Here is a 15,942-nt window from a genome sequence, read left to right as displayed (position 1 = left end):
AACCGCGAAAACGCCTCGGTCGACAGATCGGGGCGTTTTCGTATGCAATCCGGGTGACAGGCGAACGTGACGCTTGCGCCGTGTATCAGGTACAATTCCCGGCTATTTTTCGGCGGGCCAAGCCTGCAGCCTTTTTGAGTGTTGATCCGTGAGTGATTTGAGTCATATCCGCAATTTCTCCATCATCGCCCACATTGACCATGGCAAGTCGACGCTGGCTGACCGTTTCATCCAGATGTGCGGTGGCCTGGCCGAGCGTGAAATGGAAGCCCAGGTACTGGATTCCATGGATCTGGAGCGCGAACGCGGGATCACCATCAAGGCCCACAGCGTTACCCTCTATTACAAAGCCAAAGACGGCGTCACCTACCAGCTGAACTTCATTGACACCCCGGGTCACGTCGACTTCACCTACGAAGTCAGCCGTTCCCTGGCCGCGTGTGAAGGCGCATTGCTGGTGGTCGATGCCGGTCAGGGTGTTGAAGCCCAGTCCGTGGCCAACTGCTACACCGCCATCGAGCAAGGCCTCGAGGTCATGCCGGTGCTGAACAAGATCGACCTGCCACAGGCCGAGCCGGACCGCGTCAAGGACGAGATCGAGAAGATCATCGGCATCGACGCCACTGACGCCGTTACCTGCAGCGCCAAGACCGGCCTGGGTGTCGACGAAGTGCTCGAGCGTCTGGTCGCGACCATTCCTGCGCCGACCGGCAACATCGAAGATCCGCTGCAAGCGTTGATCATCGATTCCTGGTTCGACAACTACCTGGGCGTTGTTTCCCTGGTGCGCGTGCGTCATGGCCGCGTGAAGAAGGGCGACAAGATCCTGGTGAAATCCACCGGCAAGATCCACCTGGTGGACAGCGTCGGTGTGTTCAACCCGAAACACACTGCCACTGCTGACCTCAAGGCCGGCGAAGTGGGCTTCATCATCGCCAGCATCAAGGACATTCACGGTGCACCGGTCGGTGACACCCTGACCCTGAGCTCGACCCCGGACGTTGAAGTGCTGCCCGGCTTCAAACGCATCCAGCCACAGGTTTACGCCGGTCTGTTCCCGGTCAGTTCCGACGACTTCGAGGACTTTCGCGAAGCGCTGCAGAAACTGACCCTGAACGACTCCTCGCTGCAGTACACCCCGGAAAGCTCCGACGCACTGGGCTTCGGCTTCCGTTGCGGGTTCCTCGGCATGCTGCACATGGAGATCATCCAGGAGCGCCTCGAGCGCGAATACGACCTGGACCTGATCACCACCGCGCCAACGGTAATTTTCGAGCTGGTGCTGAAAACCGGTGAAACGATTTACGTCGACAACCCGTCCAAGCTTCCGGATGTGTCGGCCATTGAAGACATGCGCGAGCCGATCGTGCGAGCCAATATTCTGGTTCCGCAGGAACACCTGGGCAACGTCATCACCCTGTGCATCGAGAAACGCGGCGTACAGGTCGACATGCTGTTCCTCGGCAATCAGGTACAAGTGACCTACGACCTGCCGATGAACGAAGTGGTCCTGGACTTCTTCGACCGTCTCAAATCCACCAGCCGCGGCTATGCTTCGCTGGATTACCATTTCGATCGTTACCAATCGGCTAATCTGGTGAAACTGGACGTGCTGATCAACGGTGACAAGGTCGACGCCCTGGCGTTGATCGTGCACCGTGACAATTCGCACTTCAAAGGTCGCCAGTTGACCGAGAAGATGAAAGAACTGATTCCTCGTCAGATGTTCGACGTGGCGATCCAGGCGGCCATTGGCGGTCAGATCGTCGCCCGGACCACCGTCAAGGCACTCAGAAAGAACGTATTGGCCAAATGCTACGGCGGTGACGTAAGCCGTAAGAAAAAGCTGCTTGAAAAGCAAAAGGCCGGTAAGAAACGCATGAAGCAGGTCGGCAACGTGGAAATTCCACAAGAAGCCTTCCTCGCCGTGCTCAGGTTGGAATAGTCAGGTCCTATGTCACTAAATTTCCCGCTGTTGCTGGTCATCGCCGTGTTCGTCTGCGGCCTGTTGGCGTTGCTCGATCTGCTGTTCCTGGCGCCGCGCCGGCGTGCTGCGATTGCCTCTTATCAAGGCAGTGTCAGCCAGCCCGAGCCCGTGGTGGTCGAGAAGCTGAACAAAGAGCCGTTGCTGGTCGAATACGGCAAGTCGTTCTTTCCGGTGCTGTTCATCGTGCTGGTGCTGCGTTCGTTCCTGGTGGAACCGTTCCAGATTCCGTCCGGCTCGATGAAACCGACGCTGGACGTCGGCGACTTCATTCTGGTGAACAAGTTTTCTTACGGGATCCGCCTGCCGGTGATCGACAAGAAAATCATCGAAGTCGGTGATCCACAGCGTGGCGATGTGATGGTGTTCCGCTACCCGAGCGACCCTAACGTCAACTACATCAAGCGTGTAGTCGGCGTACCGGGCGACACGGTGCGTTACACCGCCGACAAGCGTCTGTTCGTCAATGGCGAGTCGATTGCCGAGCAACTGGTCGGCTCCGAGCCGGGCACGCTGGGCAGCGCGGAACTCTACAAGGAAAAACTCGGCGCCGCCGAGCACCTGATCCGCAAGGAAATGAGCCGCTACCGCGCGACGCCGGACCATACCTGGACCGTGCCGGCCGGGCACTACTTCATGATGGGCGACAACCGCGATAACTCCAACGACAGTCGCTACTGGGATGATCCGAACATTCCCAAGGATCTGCTGGGCATGGTTCCCGACCAGAATATCGTCGGCAAAGCCTTCGCTGTCTGGATGAGCTGGCCGGAACCGAAACTCAGCCACCTGCCGAATTTCTCGCGGGTTGGCCTGATCAAGTAATCAATCACGGCGCTGTTGACCACAGCGCCGAATGCATTTCTGGCGTCGACACAAATTGGCGCCAGGGCATGAAGCCACGATATTCAGGACGTCATTTTTGAACACAGCGTTAATTGTCCCAGGCCTGCGCCGTACCCCGGCGATGGCAGTGGAATCCAGCCACGAACTCAGCGTGGGTAAACCGTGAGCGTTTCTCTAAGCCGTCTCGAGCGCCAGCTCGGTTACACCTTCAAGGATCAGGAGCTGATGCTGCTGGCCCTCACGCACCGCAGCTTTGCCGGGCGTAACAACGAACGCCTGGAATTCCTTGGCGATGCCATCCTCAACTTCGTCGCCGGCGAGGCGCTGTTCGATCGCTTCCCGCTGGCTCGCGAAGGCCAGTTGTCGCGTTTGCGCGCACGCCTGGTGAAGGGTGAGACACTGGCCGTGCTGGCCCGTGGTTTCGACCTGGGCGACTACCTGCGTCTGGGTTCGGGCGAACTGAAAAGCGGTGGTTTCCGTCGCGAATCGATTCTGGCCGATGCCCTCGAAGCGCTGATCGGCGCGATCTACCTGGATGCCGGCATGGACGTCGCTCGCGAGCGCGTGCTGGCCTGGTTGGCCGGTGAGTTCGAAGGCCTGACGCTGGTCGACACCAACAAGGATCCCAAGACCCGTCTGCAGGAACACCTGCAATCGCGCGGTTGTGAACTGCCACGCTATGAAGTGGTGGATATCCAGGGTGAGCCCCACTGCCGTACCTTCTTCGTCGAGTGCGAAGTGGTCTTATTGAATGAAAAAAGCCGAGGTCAGGGTGTGAGCCGTCGTATTGCCGAACAGGTAGCGGCCGCCGCAGCACTGATTGCCCTGGGCGTGGAGAATGGCAATGACTGATACAAACGCAACTCGCTGTGGCTACGTTGCCATCGTCGGCCGTCCCAACGTTGGCAAGTCGACGTTGCTCAACCACATCCTCGGCCAGAAGCTCGCGATCACCTCGCGCAAGCCGCAGACTACCCGTCACAACATGCTCGGGATCAAGACCGAAGGTGACGTGCAGGCGATCTACGTCGACACCCCCGGCATGCACAAGGGTGGCGAAAAGGCCCTGAACCGCTACATGAATAAAACCGCCTCGGCGGCGTTGAAAGACGTCGATGTGGTGATCTTCGTGGTTGACCGCACCAAGTGGACCGAAGAAGACCAGATGGTCCTGGAGCGCGTGCAGTACGTGACCGGCCCGCTGATCGTCGCGCTGAACAAGACCGACCGCATCGAAGACAAGGCCGAGCTGATGCCGCACCTGTCGTGGTTGCAGGAACAGCTGCCGAACGCGCAGATCATCCCGATTTCCGCGCAGCAAGGGCACAACCTCGACGCACTGGAAAAGGTCATCGCCGATCACTTGCCGGAGAACGATCATTTCTTCCCGGAAGACCAGATCACCGACCGCAGCAGCCGTTTCCTTGCCGCCGAACTGGTGCGCGAGAAAATCATGCGCCAGATGGGTGCCGAGCTGCCGTACCAGATCACCGTCGAGATCGAAGAGTTCAAGCAGCAGGGCAAGACCCTGCACATCCATGCGCTGATCCTCGTCGAGCGTGACGGCCAGAAGAAGATCATCATTGGCGACAAGGGCGAGCGCATCAAGCGCATCGGCACCGAAGCGCGCAAGGACATGGAGCTGCTGTTCGACGCCAAGATCATGCTCAACCTGTGGGTCAAGGTGAAGGGCGGCTGGTCCGACGACGAGCGTGCTCTGCGTTCGCTGGGTTACGGCGACCTGTAAAAAATCTCGGTTCCTGTTTAAACCAGAGAACCCTGTGGGAGCGGGCTTGCCCGCGATGAGGATGTAATGTTCAACAGAGATGTTGAATGTGAATCCGCCATCGCGGGCAAGCCCGCTCCCACATTTGGTTTATGTTGATCTCAAGACTGCGTTTCTTCATCGAGAACTCCATGTCGCAAACCCCACCTCCCGCCCAACTCGCCTACGTCCTGCATTCGCGCGCCTACCGCGAAACCAGCGCGCTGGTCGACTTCCTCACGCCGCAAGGTCGGCTGCGGGCGGTGTTGCGCAGTGCGCGGGGCAAGGCCGGGACACTGGCGCGACCGTTCGTGCCGCTGGAAGTCGAGTTTCGTGGCAAGGGTGAGCTGAAGAATGTCGGGCGCATGGAAAGTGCCGGTAATGCGACCTGGATGGTCGGCGAGGCGCTGTTCAGCGGCCTCTATCTCAATGAGCTGCTGATCCGCCTGCTGCCCGCCGAAGACCCGCACCCGGCGGTGTTCGATCACTACGCTGCCACGCTGTTGGCGCTGGCCGAAGGTCGCCCGCTGGAGCCGTTGTTGCGCTCCTTTGAATGGCGCCTGCTGGACGATCTCGGTTACGGCTTCTCCCTGAACACCGATATCCACAGCGAACCGGTCGCGCCGGACGGTCTCTATCGTCTGCAAGTGGATGCCGGGCTTGAGCGGGTCTACCTGCTGCAACCGGGCTTGTTCAACGGCGTTGAATTACTGGCCATGGCTGAAGCCGATTGGTCCGCCCCCGGCGCACTGTCGGCAGCCAAGCGTCTGATGCGTCAGGCACTGGCCGTTCACTTGGGCGGTCGGCCCCTCGTCAGCCGCGAGCTATTTCGCAAGCCCTGATATGCTGTGCGCCGAATCTTTCCCTTCAGGAGCGCATCCGTGACCACCAGCAATCGCATTCTTCTTGGCGTGAACATCGACCACGTCGCCACCCTGCGTCAGGCCCGTGGCACGCGCTACCCGGATCCGGTCAAGGCTGCGCTGGACGCGGAAGAGGCGGGCGCCGACGGCATCACCGTGCACCTGCGCGAAGACCGCCGGCACATTCAGGAGCGCGACGTGTTGCTGCTCAAGGATGTGCTGCAGACTCGCATGAACTTTGAAATGGGCGTCACCGAAGAAATGATGGCGTTCGCCGAGCGCATCCGTCCGGCACACATCTGTCTGGTCCCGGAGACTCGTCAGGAACTGACCACTGAAGGCGGTCTGGATGTAGCGGGGCAGGAAGAGCGGATCAAGGCGGCGGTCGAGCGCCTGTCGAAGATCGGCAGCGAAGTGTCGCTGTTCATCGATGCCGACGAGCGCCAGATCGCTGCGTCCAGGCGCGTAGGAGCCCCGGCGATCGAGCTGCACACCGGGCGTTACGCTGATGCCGAGACCCCGACCGAAGTTGCTGAGGAATTGAAGCGTGTGGCGGACGGCGTGGCGTTTGGTCTGGCGCAGGGCCTGATCGTCAATGCCGGGCATGGCCTGCATTATCACAACGTCGAAGCCGTGGCAGCGATCAAGGGCATTAACGAATTGAACATCGGCCATGCGCTGGTGGCGCATGCGTTGTTCGTGGGCTTCAAGTCGGCAGTGTCCGAGATGAAGGCGCTGATTCTGGCGGCTGCGCTCAAAGGCTGAAGATCAAAAGATCGCAGCCTTCGGCAGCTCCTACAGATGTACGCAAAACCCTGTAGGAGCTGCCGAAGGCTGCGATCTTTTGCTTTTAGAGCGGGGCAGGCTCTTGCGCCGGTTTTGACTTGTCGATCCCCGGCACATGCAGATTGCCCTCGGCCACCTGATCGCCCTCGAGCTGCGGCTGGGTCACCCAGGTCAGGATGTCGTAGTAGCGACGGATGTTCGCCACGAAATGCACCGGCTCGCCGCCCCGGGCGTAGCCGTAGCGGGTTTTGCTGTACCACTGCTTCTGCGACAGGCGCGGCAGCATCTTCTTCACGTCCAGCCACTTGTCCGGGTTCAGGCCTTCGCGGGACGCCAGTTTGCGCGCGTCATCCAGATGGCCGCTGCCGACGTTGTACGCCGCCAAGGCAAACCAGGTTCGGTCCGGTTCCTGAATCGATTCGTCGAGCTGATCCTTCATGTAGGCCAGGTACTTGGCGCCGCCCATGATGCTTTGCTTGGGATCGAGCCGGTTCGACACGCCCATCGCCTGAGCGGTGTTCTGGGTCAGCATCATCAAGCCGCGCACGCCGGTTTTCGAAGTGACCGCCGGTTGCCACAGCGATTCCTGATAACCGATGGCCGCGAGCAGGCGCCAGTCGATTTTCTCTTTCTTGGCGTACGCCTTGAAGTGCTGTTCGTATTTGGGCAGGCGCTGCTGCAGGTGCTGGGCGAAGGTGGTAGCGCCCATGTAGCCAAGGACATCGACGTGGCCGTAGTAACGGTCTTTCAGGCGCTGCAGGGTGCCGTTTTTCTGCACCTTGTCGAGGTAGGCGTTGATCTCGTTGAGCAGGCTGTTGTCTTCGCCGGCGGCCACGGCCCAGCTCTGACTGCGCGCATCGCCGAGGTCGAAGGCCACGCGGATGTTGGTGAAGTACACCTGGTTCATTGCCACTTCGTTGGAATCAACCAGCGTCAGGTCGATCTGGCCTTCATCGACCATGCGCAACAGGTCGACCACCTCAACGGCGTCGGATTCTTCGTATTCGATGCCGGGAAATTTCTTTTTCAGCTCGGCCAGCTGTTCGGCGTGGGTGCTGCCCTTGAGCACCATGATCTTCTTGCCGACCAGATCGCCCGGGTCGGTAGGGCGCGACTGGCCGTTGCGGTAGATGATCTGCGGGGTGACTTCGAGGTAGGAGTGGGAGAAGCGCACCTGCTTCTTGCGCTCCTCGCTGCTGACCAGGCCCGCCGCCGCCAGTACCGGGCCGTTCGGCTTGCCGATCTGGTTGAACAGGTCATCGAGGTTGTCGGCGGTCTCGATCTTCAGTTCGACCCCCAAATCGTCGGCGAAGCGCTTCACCAGCTCGTATTCGAAGCCGGTTTCACCGCTGCGATCCTGAAAGTAGGTGGCGGGGCTGTTACGGGTAATCACCCGCAGCACACCATCCTCCTTTACGCGCTCAAGTGTGTTGGGTTTATCAACACAACCACCGAGCATCAGGAAGAGTCCGGTTGCGATCAGCCATTTGGCGTACCGCGGACGCAAAGCCGTTGGGAAAAACATGTGCGCAGTATACGCAAACGGCTGCGGGCGCCATATCTCGACAGTGAGGGGCTTGTCTGCTAGAGATCACAAAACCGCACGAAACCCCGCAGGAATGGGGATTAGCGGCATTTTGTGACAGAAAAAATATGCGTTGGCCGCGCACTCTCGAAATTTGACTTCAAAGGCAGAAACACAGATTGATATCCGAGTGCAACCGTGCGTAGCGTTTCGGGTGATGTTGAGGGCGGTTTAGGCTAGAATGCACGGCCTCAAAGCACACCCCTTCCCGAGGCTGTCCCGAAGATGTTGATCCTGCGCGGCGCTCCTGCCCTTTCTGCCTTTCGCCACAGCAAACTCCTTGAGCAACTGAGCCAGAAGGTTCCAGCTGTCAATGGCCTGTATGCTGAATTCGCTCACTTCGCCGAAGTCACCGGCGTCCTGACCGGCGACGAACAGCAGGTGCTTGCGCGCCTTCTGAAGTACGGCCCAAGCGTTCCGGTACAAGAGCCGACCGGCCGTCTGTTCCTGGTGTTGCCGCGTTTCGGCACTATCTCGCCATGGTCGAGCAAGGCCAGCGACATCGCCCGCAACTGCGGCCTGAGCAAGATCCAGCGTCTGGAGCGCGGCATCGCGTTCTACGTGGCCGGCCAGTTCAGCGACATTGAAGCCCAGCAGATTGCCGACGTGCTGCATGACCGCATGACCCAGATCGTTCTGGGCAATCTGGAACAGGCCGCCGGTCTGTTCAGCCACGCCGAGCCGAAGCCGCTGACCGCGATTGACATCCTCGGTGGCGGCCGCGCCGCGCTGGAAAAAGCCAACACCGAGCTGGGCCTGGCCCTGGCCGAAGACGAGATCGATTACCTGGTCAACGCCTTCAACGGCCTCAAGCGCAACCCGCACGACATCGAACTGATGATGTTCGCCCAGGCCAACTCCGAGCACTGCCGCCACAAGATCTTCAACGCCAGTTGGGATATTGACGGCGAGAGCCAGGAAAAAAGCCTGTTCGGCATGATCAAGAACACCTACCAGATGCACAACGAAGGCGTGCTGTCCGCTTATAAGGACAACGCTTCGGTGATCGTCGGCAACGTCGCCGGCCGCTTCTTCCCGGATCCGGAAACCCGCCAGTACGGCGCGGTGCAGGAGCCGGTGCACATCCTGATGAAGGTCGAGACCCACAACCACCCGACCGCGATCGCCCCGTTCCCGGGCGCCTCCACCGGTTCCGGTGGTGAGATCCGCGACGAAGGTGCCACCGGCCGTGGCGCGAAGCCAAAGGCCGGCCTGACCGGTTTCACCGTGTCCAACCTGCAGATCCCGGGCTTCGAACAGCCGTGGGAAGTGCCGTACGGCAAGCCTGAGCGTATCGTTACCGCGCTGGACATCATGATCGAAGGCCCGCTGGGCGGCGCCGCGTTCAACAACGAATTCGGTCGTCCGGCCCTGACCGGTTACTTCCGTACCTTCGAACAATCGATCACTACTCCGCACGGTGACGAAGTTCGCGGTTACCACAAGCCGATCATGCTCGCGGGCGGCATGGGCAACATCCGTGAAGAGCACGTCAAGAAAGGCGAGATCGTCGTCGGCTCCAAGCTGATCGTCCTCGGCGGCCCGGCGATGCTCATCGGTCTGGGCGGCGGCGCCGCGTCCTCGATGGCCACCGGCACCAGCTCGGCGGATCTCGACTTCGCTTCCGTACAGCGTGAAAACCCTGAGATGGAGCGTCGCTGCCAGGAAGTCATCGACCGTTGCTGGCAGCTGGGCGACAAGAACCCGATCAGCTTCATCCACGACGTGGGCGCGGGCGGTCTGTCCAACGCCTTCCCGGAACTGGTCAACGACGGCGACCGCGGTGGCCGTTTCGAACTGCGCAACATTCCAAACGACGAGCCGGGCATGGCCCCGCACGAAATCTGGTCCAACGAATCCCAGGAACGTTACGTTCTGGCGGTCGGTCCGGCTGACTTCGAGCGCTTCAAGGCGATCTGCGAACGCGAGCGTTGCCCGTTCGCCGTGGTCGGTGAAGCCACTGCCGAGCCGCAACTGACCGTGACCGACAGCCACTTCGGCAACAACCCGGTGGACATGCCGCTGGAAGTGTTGCTGGGCAAGGCCCCGCGCATGCACCGTTCGGTGGTTCGCGAAGCCGAGCTGGGCGATGACTTCGATCCGTCGAACCTGGACATCAGCGAATCCATCGAGCGCGTCCTGCATCACCCGGCCGTGGCGAGCAAAAGCTTCCTGATCACCATCGGCGACCGCACCATCACCGGCCTCGTGGCCCGTGACCAGATGGTTGGCCCATGGCAGGTTCCGGTGGCCGACGTCGCCGTCACCGCCACCAGTTTCGACGTCTACACCGGTGAAGCGATGGCCATGGGCGAGCGCACTCCGCTGGCGCTGCTGGACGCTCCGGCGTCGGGCCGTATGGCTATCGGCGAAACCCTGACCAACATTGCCGCTTCGCGCATCAACAAGATTTCCGACATCAAGCTGTCGGCGAACTGGATGTCCGCTGCCGGCCACCCGGGCGAAGACGCGCGTCTGTACGACACCGTGAAAGCGGTCGGCATGGAACTGTGCCCAGAGCTGGGCATCACCATCCCGGTCGGCAAGGACTCGATGTCCATGGCCACCCGCTGGAGCGACAACGGTGAAGAAAAAACCGTGACCTCGCCGATGTCGCTGATCGTGACCGGTTTCGCCCCAGTGGCTGACATCCGTCAGACCCTGACCCCGGAACTGCGCATGGACAAGGGCACCACCGACCTGATCCTGATCGACCTCGGTCGCGGCCAGAACCGCATGGGCGCCTCGATCCTCGCTCAGGTTCACGGCAAGCTCGGCAAGCAGGCACCGGACGTCGATGACGCCGAAGACCTGAAAGCCTTCTTCGCGGTGATCCAGGGCCTCAACGCCGACGGTCACCTGCTGGCTTACCACGACCGTTCCGACGGTGGTCTGCTGACCTCCGTGGTGGAAATGGCGTTCGCCGGCCACTGCGGCCTGAGCCTGAACCTGGACAGCGTTGCCGAAAATTCGGCAGAAATCGCCGCGATCCTGTTCAACGAAGAACTGGGTGCAGTGATCCAGGTTCGTCAGGACGCCACGCCAGATATCCTCGCGCAGTTCAGCGCGGCTGGTCTGGGTGATTGTGTGTCGGTGATCGGTCAGCCGATCAACAATGGCCAGATCAACATCACCTTCAACGGTGACACGGTGTTTGAAGGCCAGCGTCGTCTGCTGCAGCGTCAGTGGGCCGAGACCAGCTACCAGATCCAGCGTCTGCGCGACAACGCCGACTGCGCCGAGCAAGAGTTCGATGCACTGCTGGAAGAGGACAACCCGGGCCTGAGCGTCAAGCTGAGCTACGACGTCAACCAGGACATTGCCGCGCCTTACATCAAGAAAGGCATCCGCCCACAGGTTGCCGTGCTGCGTGAGCAGGGCGTCAACGGTCAGGTGGAAATGGCCGCCGCGTTCGATCGCGCCGGTTTCAACGCGATCGACGTGCACATGAGCGATATTCTCGCTGGCCGTGTCGACCTGAACGAGTTCAAAGGCCTGGTGGCCTGCGGTGGTTTCTCCTACGGCGACGTCCTCGGCGCCGGTGAAGGCTGGGCCAAGTCGGCACTGTTCAACAGCCGTGCCCGCGATGCGTTCCAGGGCTTCTTCGAACGTAACGACAGCTTCACCCTCGGCGTGTGCAACGGTTGCCAGATGATGTCCAACCTGCACGAGCTGATCCCGGGCAGCGAGTTCTGGCCGCACTTCGTGCGCAACCGCTCCGAGCAGTTCGAAGCGCGCGTGGCGATGGTGCAGATCCAGGAATCGAACTCGATCTTCTTGCAGGGCATGGCCGGTTCACGCATGCCGATCGCCATCGCGCACGGTGAAGGCCATGCCGAGTTCTCCAGCGAAGAAGCCCTGCTGGAAGCCGATCTGTCCGGTTGCGTGGCGATGCGTTTCGTCGACAACCACGGTAAGGTCACCGAAGCCTACCCGGCCAACCCGAACGGTTCGCCACGCGGGATTACCGGTCTCACCAGCCGCGACGGTCGTGTGACGATCATGATGCCGCACCCGGAGCGGGTGTTCCGCGCGGTGCAGAACTCGTGGCGTTCGGAAGACTGGACCGAGGATGCTCCTTGGATGCGCATGTTCCGTAACGCGCGCGTCTGGGTGAACTGAGGCCTGTGTACAAGCTCGCGTTTTTTGTTCCCGACAGTCATGTCGAGGTGGTCAAGGACGCTGTATTCGCTGCCGGTGGTGGGCGGATCGGGGACTATGACCACTGTGCTTGGCAGGTGCTTGGGTCTGGTCAGTTTCGGCCTTTGCACGGCAGTCAGCCGTTCATTGGTGAGGCGGGGCGGGTTGAGCGGGTCGAGGAATGGAAGGTTGAGCTTGTGGTTTGTGACGCGTTGATTCGTGATGTGGTGGCTGCTCTCAAGTTGAGCCACCCTTACGAGACGCCGGCTTATGAAGTGTGGCGGCTGGAGGATTTCTGATCTTTTTGCCGCTGGAACGGGAAACCCGCAGATGAGTGATTGTCTGCGGGTTTTTTGTTACCTGCGATTTGAGGGGTGACTACGTTTCATTGTGGGAGCTGGCTTGCCAGCGATGGCGCCCTTATAGGCGACCATGCTCTGTCTGATTGAGTGAGTATCCGTTGCTTCGGGCGCAGCGCCTACGGTTTGCTTCGCTGCACCTCCTCTCGCTGTGTTTGGCTTCACCAAACGGTCGCTGCGCTCCCACCCCCGGATCAATCCCTCCACTCAGCCTTCCGACGTCGCCCGTGGATCAAGATCAAGAACGACAGCCGAGCTTGCGCTCATCCTGGAGTGGGGCGGCTTCGCCGCATGGCGGTGTTCACAAGTTAAAAATATGGGAGCTGGCTTGCCGGCGAAGGCGCCCTGCCAGCCAACCGTTCTCCAATTGAATACCCCCCAATCCATTGTGGAGCTGGCTTGCCAGCGATGGCGGCCTGAAAGCCGACCAATTTCTATCTGGTGCAGTACTCACCTGTAGGAGCTGCCGAAGGCTGCGATCTTTTGACTTTGGTTTTTTACAGGCAAAGGGCAGATCAAAAGATCGCAGCCTTCGGCAGCTCCTACACGGGATGTTTTGTGTTTAAGAGTGTGTGGAATTACCAGAACCTTCCCACAAGATTTTCAGGTTGTCCCTCGGACGTCCGGTCTCTAGGCTTCGTCTGTCGCTGCCAATTCAGCGACCGGGAGGTGAGATACCCGATTTGGATCCCCAGACAAGTGCCCCCATAATTGCGGCCAGCTTTCGCTGTCAGCAATTCCTTATGGCGGCTATGTACGGGCGGACTTCGGTCCGGCCGGATTTGGGGTCCTTACCGGTAATCTCACTCCGTACATGGCTGCCACCTCTTCTCCGAGTGAGATCGGGATCAAGTGGCTACAACACTTAAAAGGACTTGTTCAATGGACAAACTGATCCCCGACCCACCCCACAAAGTCACACTTCCACCCGCCGACGCCATCCGGATTGAAGACCTGACGAAAGACCGTGAAGCCATCAAGCGCGCTGTCGATTTCTACTTCACCCAGCAACCCGCTCAGGCGCATCAGCCCAGCACAATGTTCCTGGTCAACCCCAGCATCGACACCGAAACCCTGCTAGCCCACGCCTACGAATCGTTGGCCTGCGCCAGTGCCATGGCCAGCAACTTCGCCAACGAACTCAGCGGCCTGCAACGCAGCACCGCACTGGCGATCCAGCAAATAGTCATGCTCGCCGAACTGGCGGTAAACCGCGCGCTGGACCGGGTCGATCCGCAAATCTGATTCATCGGATGATCATCGCAAACCGGCTCGTCCCGTCGCGGATCTCATTTCCTTTTTGGGCAGTGGAGACTTCCCTAGGGAGCGAGCCTTCGGCGATCGACTTTTGGATTCAATGCCCAGGTTCGACATGAAGATGACCGATCATCGGAATCCACCGCTGACCTGTAATTTCTGACAGTGGTGCGCTTCGGCAAACTTCTGTCTGATGACACTTCCAACCACAACAGGTAAGAGGGATTTTGCTATGTCTACTGAAAAAAACACTGTGCCAGTGATTACCTCCATGAAAAACAGCCAAGGCGAGCAGATTCCAAACGGCGGTATCACCTCGTCCACTGTTGTGCAGTCGAGCGGCTTGGCGTCTGCAGGCGATGAACTGCAGATTGTTGACGGTGCGACTGAGAAGGGGCGAGTAGTCGCCGACGCTGCAGGCACTTGGCACTTTCACTTGAGGGATTTGTCAGTGGGCATGCATTCGATCACGGCCAGAGGACAGGCTGGTGTCTCTGCACCACGTACGTTCATCGTCACAGTCGAGTAAACACCCGATAAAAAAGCCGCTGAGCTCCACAGCCCAGCGGCTTTCCGTTTATCAGTGAGGCTGTTGAGTTTCGCTGTGGGTTATACCTTGGCGCTGACCTCACTCCGATTAACCAACGCCTCAATCGCCCCACTCAAACTCGCGGCTTTCTCGCCAATCAACAGATGCCAGACCCCACCTTCCAACGGGCTGACACCCTGACACCCCAGCTCTTTCAACTGAGCCTCGGACAACGCTTTGCCATCGGCCAGTTGCAAACGAAGGCGGGTCAGGGCGATGCAGTCCAGTTGCAGTACATTCTCGCGACCGCCTAACGCAGTCAGCCATTGTTGGGCTTCTGGCGCCGTGACCCATGCAGCGTTCGATGCTTCGACCTGCACCGCAGGCGCCGGCACTAACGCACGCCCCAGCGCTGGCATCGCGAGCCGAATTTCGTCGGCGATGCTGTCGGCCAATGGCCCGACCACCACCTGCAAGCTGCCGCCCTTGCCCGGGCGTACCACGGCCATCGCGCCCAATGCCTTCAAGTCAGCGTCGGAAGCCTTGTTGCGATCAACCATTTCCAGACGCAAACGGGTGGTGCAGGCACCGACAGTCACCAGATTCTGCGCACCACCGAGCGCCTTGATGTAAGCCGCGGCGCGCTCATTCTCGGTGAGAACAGCCTTGTCCGCCGCTGCCACATCCTCACGCCCCGGCGTCTTCAAATTGAAGCGACGAATACAGAAATCAAACACCGCGTAATACACCACGGCATACGCCAGTCCGACCGGAATCACCAGCCAGCCATTGGTCGAGCGCCCCCAACCCAGCACCATGTCGATGAAGCCGCCGGAGAAGGTGAAACCGAGGTGGATGTTCAGCGCATTGGTGATCGCCATCGACAGGCCGGTCAGCAACGCATGCAGCAGATACAGCAGCGGGGCGAGGAACATGAAGGCGAATTCGATGGGCTCGGTTACCCCGGTCAAAAACGAGGTCAGCGCCATCGACAGGAAGATCCCGCCCATGACCTTGCGCCGCTCTGGCAGGGCGTTGCGGTACATCGCCAGGCACGCGGCGGGCAGGCCGAAGATCATCATCGGGAACATTCCGGTCATGAACTGGCCGCCTTTCGGATCGCCGGCGAAGTAGCGTGACAGGTCGCCGGTGACCAGTGCACCAGTGGTCGGATCGGTGAAGTTGCCGAACACGAACCACGCCATGTTGTTGAGGATGTGGTGCAGGCCGGTGACGATCAGCAGGCGGTTGAACACGCCGAAGACGAACGCGCCAATGCTGCCGCTTTCCATCATCAGCGCGCCGAAGGCATTGATGCCGTGCTGGATCGGCGGCCAGATGTAGCCGAACACCACGCCCAGCGCGACGGCGGCGAACCCGGTGACGATCGGTACAAACCGTCGGCCGCCGAAGAACGCCAGATACTCCGGCAGTTTGATGTCCTTGAAGCGGTTGTACAGCGCGCCGGCCATCAGGCCGCTGACGATCCCGGCGAGCATGCCCATGTTGATGCTCGCGTCGAGCACCTTGAGGGTGGAGATCATCACCAGATAACCGATTACCCCGGCCAGACCCGCGGTGCCGTTGTTGTCCTTGGCAAACCCGACGGCGATGCCGATGGCGAAGATCATCGCCAGGTTGGCGAAGATCACTTGCCCGGCATCGTGAATGATCGCGATGTTCAAAAGGTCGGTGTCACCCAGACGCAGCAGCAGGCCGGCAATCGGCAGGATCGCGATCGGCAGCATCAGCGCGCGGCCGAGGCGTTGCAGGCCTTCGATGAAGAGTTGGTACATGGTGGTTCTCCCTGCTCTTTATAGAGAGCTTG

General features: G+C 60.1%; 12 protein-coding genes. 10 read left to right on the top strand and 2 right to left on the bottom strand.

The window, feature by feature from the left end:
* Positions 1–148: 148 nt before the first annotated feature.
* The 6 genes from lepA to pdxJ all read left to right on the top strand — a co-directional run bounded on the left by lepA (position 149) and on the right by pdxJ (position 6,223).
* Positions 149–1,945 carry a translation elongation factor 4 gene (lepA, locus tag AB1J88_RS15590; protein ID WP_041064736.1) on the top strand — a complete coding sequence of 599 codons (1,797 nt, stop codon included), beginning with the start codon at positions 149–151 and terminating at the stop codon, positions 1,943–1,945.
* 9 nt (positions 1,946–1,954) lie between these two features.
* The gene (gene lepB / locus AB1J88_RS15585; RefSeq protein ID WP_041064734.1) at positions 1,955–2,809 is read left to right on the top strand and encodes a signal peptidase I; all 855 of its coding nucleotides are present in this window, start codon (positions 1,955–1,957) and stop codon (positions 2,807–2,809) included.
* Between the two features lie 183 nt (positions 2,810–2,992).
* Positions 2,993–3,682: a ribonuclease III gene (rnc, locus tag AB1J88_RS15580; RefSeq protein ID WP_024011703.1), complete on the top strand. Its 690-nt coding sequence runs from the start codon at positions 2,993–2,995 to the stop codon at positions 3,680–3,682.
* Complete coding sequence (gene era, locus AB1J88_RS15575; protein ID WP_041064729.1) at positions 3,675–4,577, top strand: GTPase Era; 903 nt, start codon at positions 3,675–3,677, stop codon at positions 4,575–4,577. Before rnc ends, era begins: the two co-directional genes overlap by 8 nt.
* Before the next feature lie 170 nt (positions 4,578–4,747).
* On the top strand, positions 4,748–5,437 hold the full coding sequence (gene recO, locus AB1J88_RS15570; RefSeq protein WP_103484915.1) for a DNA repair protein RecO: 690 nt from the start codon (positions 4,748–4,750) through the stop codon (positions 5,435–5,437).
* Positions 5,438–5,476: 39 nt separating this feature from the next.
* Entirely contained in the window at positions 5,477–6,223 is a 747-nt protein-coding gene (pdxJ, locus tag AB1J88_RS15565; RefSeq protein WP_430291410.1) for a pyridoxine 5'-phosphate synthase, read from the top strand.
* Positions 6,224–6,308: 85 nt separating this feature from the next.
* Here pdxJ and mltF read toward each other — a convergent pair whose 3' ends face one another.
* Positions 6,309–7,769: a membrane-bound lytic murein transglycosylase MltF gene (gene mltF, locus AB1J88_RS15560; RefSeq protein WP_080963251.1), complete on the bottom strand. Its 1,461-nt coding sequence runs from the start codon at positions 7,767–7,769 to the stop codon at positions 6,309–6,311.
* Positions 7,770–8,054: 285 nt separating this feature from the next.
* On the opposite strand from mltF, the gene purL reads away from it, so the two are divergent.
* The 4 genes from purL (at position 8,055) to AB1J88_RS15540 (ending at position 14,114) form a co-directional block, all read left to right on the top strand.
* Positions 8,055–11,951 carry a phosphoribosylformylglycinamidine synthase gene (gene purL, locus AB1J88_RS15555; RefSeq protein WP_430291409.1) on the top strand — a complete coding sequence of 1,299 codons (3,897 nt, stop codon included), beginning with the start codon at positions 8,055–8,057 and terminating at the stop codon, positions 11,949–11,951.
* A 5-nt stretch (positions 11,952–11,956) separates the two neighbouring features.
* Complete coding sequence (locus AB1J88_RS15550; RefSeq protein ID WP_430291408.1) at positions 11,957–12,268, top strand: NGG1p interacting factor NIF3; 312 nt, start codon at positions 11,957–11,959, stop codon at positions 12,266–12,268.
* A gap of 942 nt (positions 12,269–13,210) precedes the next feature.
* Positions 13,211–13,573 (top strand): DUF6124 family protein, encoded by a 363-nt coding sequence (locus AB1J88_RS15545; RefSeq protein WP_430291407.1) that lies wholly within the window; start codon positions 13,211–13,213, stop codon positions 13,571–13,573.
* A gap of 244 nt (positions 13,574–13,817) precedes the next feature.
* Positions 13,818–14,114 (top strand): hypothetical protein, encoded by a 297-nt coding sequence (locus tag AB1J88_RS15540; protein WP_430291406.1) that lies wholly within the window; start codon positions 13,818–13,820, stop codon positions 14,112–14,114.
* An 80-nt stretch (positions 14,115–14,194) separates the two neighbouring features.
* Here the strand turns inward: AB1J88_RS15540 and nagE are convergent, their stop codons facing one another.
* Positions 14,195–15,910 (bottom strand): N-acetylglucosamine-specific PTS transporter subunit IIBC, encoded by a 1,716-nt coding sequence (gene nagE, locus AB1J88_RS15535; protein WP_430291405.1) that lies wholly within the window; start codon positions 15,908–15,910, stop codon positions 14,195–14,197.
* Positions 15,911–15,942 lie beyond the last annotated feature (32 nt).

The organism is Pseudomonas sp. S8 (genome assembly GCF_050473925.1).
GTDB classification, from domain to species: Bacteria; Pseudomonadota; Gammaproteobacteria; order Pseudomonadales; family Pseudomonadaceae; genus Aquipseudomonas; species Aquipseudomonas parakoreensis.
Note: the sequence above shows the minus strand (reverse complement) of the source record. Positions and strands in the feature narration are given on the sequence as shown.

Bases quoted from the DNA above. Each gene is read 5' to 3' on its own strand.
- nagE (WP_430291405.1), bottom strand. From the start codon at position 15,910: ATGTACCAACTCTTCATCGAAGGCCTGCAACGCCTCGGCCGCGCGCTG.
- recO (WP_103484915.1), top strand. From the start codon at position 4,748: ATGTCGCAAACCCCACCTCCCGCCCAACTCGCCTACGTCCTGCATTCG.
- AB1J88_RS15545 (WP_430291407.1), top strand. From the start codon at position 13,211: ATGGACAAACTGATCCCCGACCCACCCCACAAAGTCACACTTCCACCC.
- era (WP_041064729.1), top strand. From the start codon at position 3,675: ATGACTGATACAAACGCAACTCGCTGTGGCTACGTTGCCATCGTCGGC.
- purL (WP_430291409.1), top strand. From the start codon at position 8,055: ATGTTGATCCTGCGCGGCGCTCCTGCCCTTTCTGCCTTTCGCCACAGC.
- lepB (WP_041064734.1), top strand. From the start codon at position 1,955: ATGTCACTAAATTTCCCGCTGTTGCTGGTCATCGCCGTGTTCGTCTGC.
- AB1J88_RS15540 (WP_430291406.1), top strand. From the start codon at position 13,818: ATGTCTACTGAAAAAAACACTGTGCCAGTGATTACCTCCATGAAAAAC.
- mltF (WP_080963251.1), bottom strand. From the start codon at position 7,769: ATGTTTTTCCCAACGGCTTTGCGTCCGCGGTACGCCAAATGGCTGATC.